This window comes from Vibrio sp. OPT46, assembly GCF_015163535.1.
Classification (GTDB): Bacteria; Pseudomonadota; Gammaproteobacteria; order Enterobacterales; family Vibrionaceae; genus Vibrio; species Vibrio alginolyticus.
The window spans coordinates 10,093-12,043 of the sequence record NZ_JADDYG010000725.1 but is presented as its reverse complement, the minus strand read 5'-3'; the positions used below and the strand labels follow the sequence as shown (position 1 = coordinate 12,043).

Here is a 1,951-nt window from a genome sequence, read left to right as displayed (position 1 = left end):
CTTTGGTGAAATCGAGTTTACTTATGACGTAACTGACGCGATTGAAACCGTCGCCGCGGATCTAAACCTCACCGTTAACCCAGTGAACGACCTACCAGATGTGCCTGATTTGTCCTTCACCACAGAAGACGGCGAAGCTATCACGATTACTGAAGCAGAGCTGCTGGCTCAAGCAACGGACATCGAAGGCGATGATTTATCTGTTGTGAACGTGACGAGCTTAAGCGATACGGTTCAAGTAACAGACAATGGCGATGGCACTTACACGTTAACGCCAGAGCAGGGCTTCTTTGGTAATGTTGACCTTACGTTTGATGTGAGCGATGGCACCGATGTGGTGGCGGCAAACATCGACTTGAAAGTTGAGTTCGTCAACGATGCACCAGAAGCAGCACCAATCGTGGCAGGCGTGGACGAGGATGGTTCTATTCTCGTGACACAAGAAATGCTGCTTGAAAATGCCAGCGATCAAGATGGTGATGACCTATACGCAACGGCACTAGAAACCAATGATCCGAATGCCTCTATCGTGGATAACGGCGACGGCACCTTTACCGTTACGCCTTCACAGCACTTCAATGGAGACATCGAGTTTACTTATGAAGTGAGCGACGGTGAATTGAGTGTTGCCAATGAAATGACATTGACGGTGAACCCAGTTAATGACATTCCAATTGTTGCGCCTGGCATGTACCACATTGAAGAGGATGGCAGCATCCTGTTCACGCAAGAAGATCTGCTAAGTGGTGCGATTGATATTGATGGTGATGACCTCACCGTTACCAGCATTAACTACTCGGGTGATGGAGGTACTGTAACGGACAACGGTGACGGTACATTTAGCTTCGTACCAGAAGAGCACTTCAGTGGTGACTTGCAATTCAGCTTTACGGTTTCTGACGGTACGGATGAAGTTGAGCAAGACATTAATGTCCATATCGAAGCCGTGGCAGATGCGCCAGACCTAGTCATCACTGATGGCGACGGTCGAAACGTGGATGATCAAGCAATCTTGGTTGAGCCAGGCGGTGTTGTTGAAGTGAACATCGCCGCAGCATTGGTTGACCAAGACTTGTCAGAAACGCTGACTGTGACCGTTGATGGTGTTCCAGAAGGTTCGGTGATCAGCTACGACAACGAAGGGGTACTTAACGATCAAGACAACGGTATCACCAGTTTCAACGATACTGAAATCACGGTTACGTTTGAAGGTGAAACCGCGGGTTACCAAAACACAGCGGGTTACTACAAAGTCGATGAAGATGGCAACATCACGGGTGTTGAAGTGGTGTACGAAAACGCTTCTCAAGTTGGCGGCGGCGGTGACCTCGTACCGGGACAAGATCAGTTCAGCTTCCAAATCTCGGAAGGGGAAAGCTTCAACCTATTCTTGATTCCTAACGGTCACAACTTCAATGACTTTGCGTCCATGCAAGATGGTCAGTATGAGTTCCGTGCGGCAGATGGCTCTCCTGCGAACATGGATACGGTCGACCCACAACTCGTGTTTGTGGGTGCTGATGGTTCTGAAACCGTGATTCAAAGCCAATTTGGTGATGCAGTCTTCCATGGCGGCACAAGCTCAGAGCTCAACCAAGATGGCATTGAACATACTCGAACTACTGTGAACGAAGACGGTGAACTGGTTTACGGCTTTGAAGATCTCTACGGTGGCGGCGATGCCGATTATAGTGACTTCAACTTCACCATTGATGTAGGTGAAGTGAACAGCCAGATCTACAGCGGTGAAGTAACAGTCGGTCCAGATGGTTCTGTAACGCTTCCAACCACAGCAATTGAACAAGAGCTACAGATTCAATTGCCAGAAGACTTTAACCAACAGCTAGAAATCAATGTAACGGCAACGGCGACAGAGCTATCAAATAATGATTCTGAAACCGTTTCTCAAACCATCTACGTCAATGCAACGGGTGCTCACATTGAACATACG

1 protein-coding gene is annotated in these 1,951 nt (G+C 48.3%); it reads left to right on the top strand.

The window, feature by feature from the left end; genetic code table 11:
- On the top strand, window positions 1–1,951 hold a 1,951-nt coding region (locus tag IQR33_RS34405; protein WP_228014145.1), incomplete at both ends, for a tandem-95 repeat protein.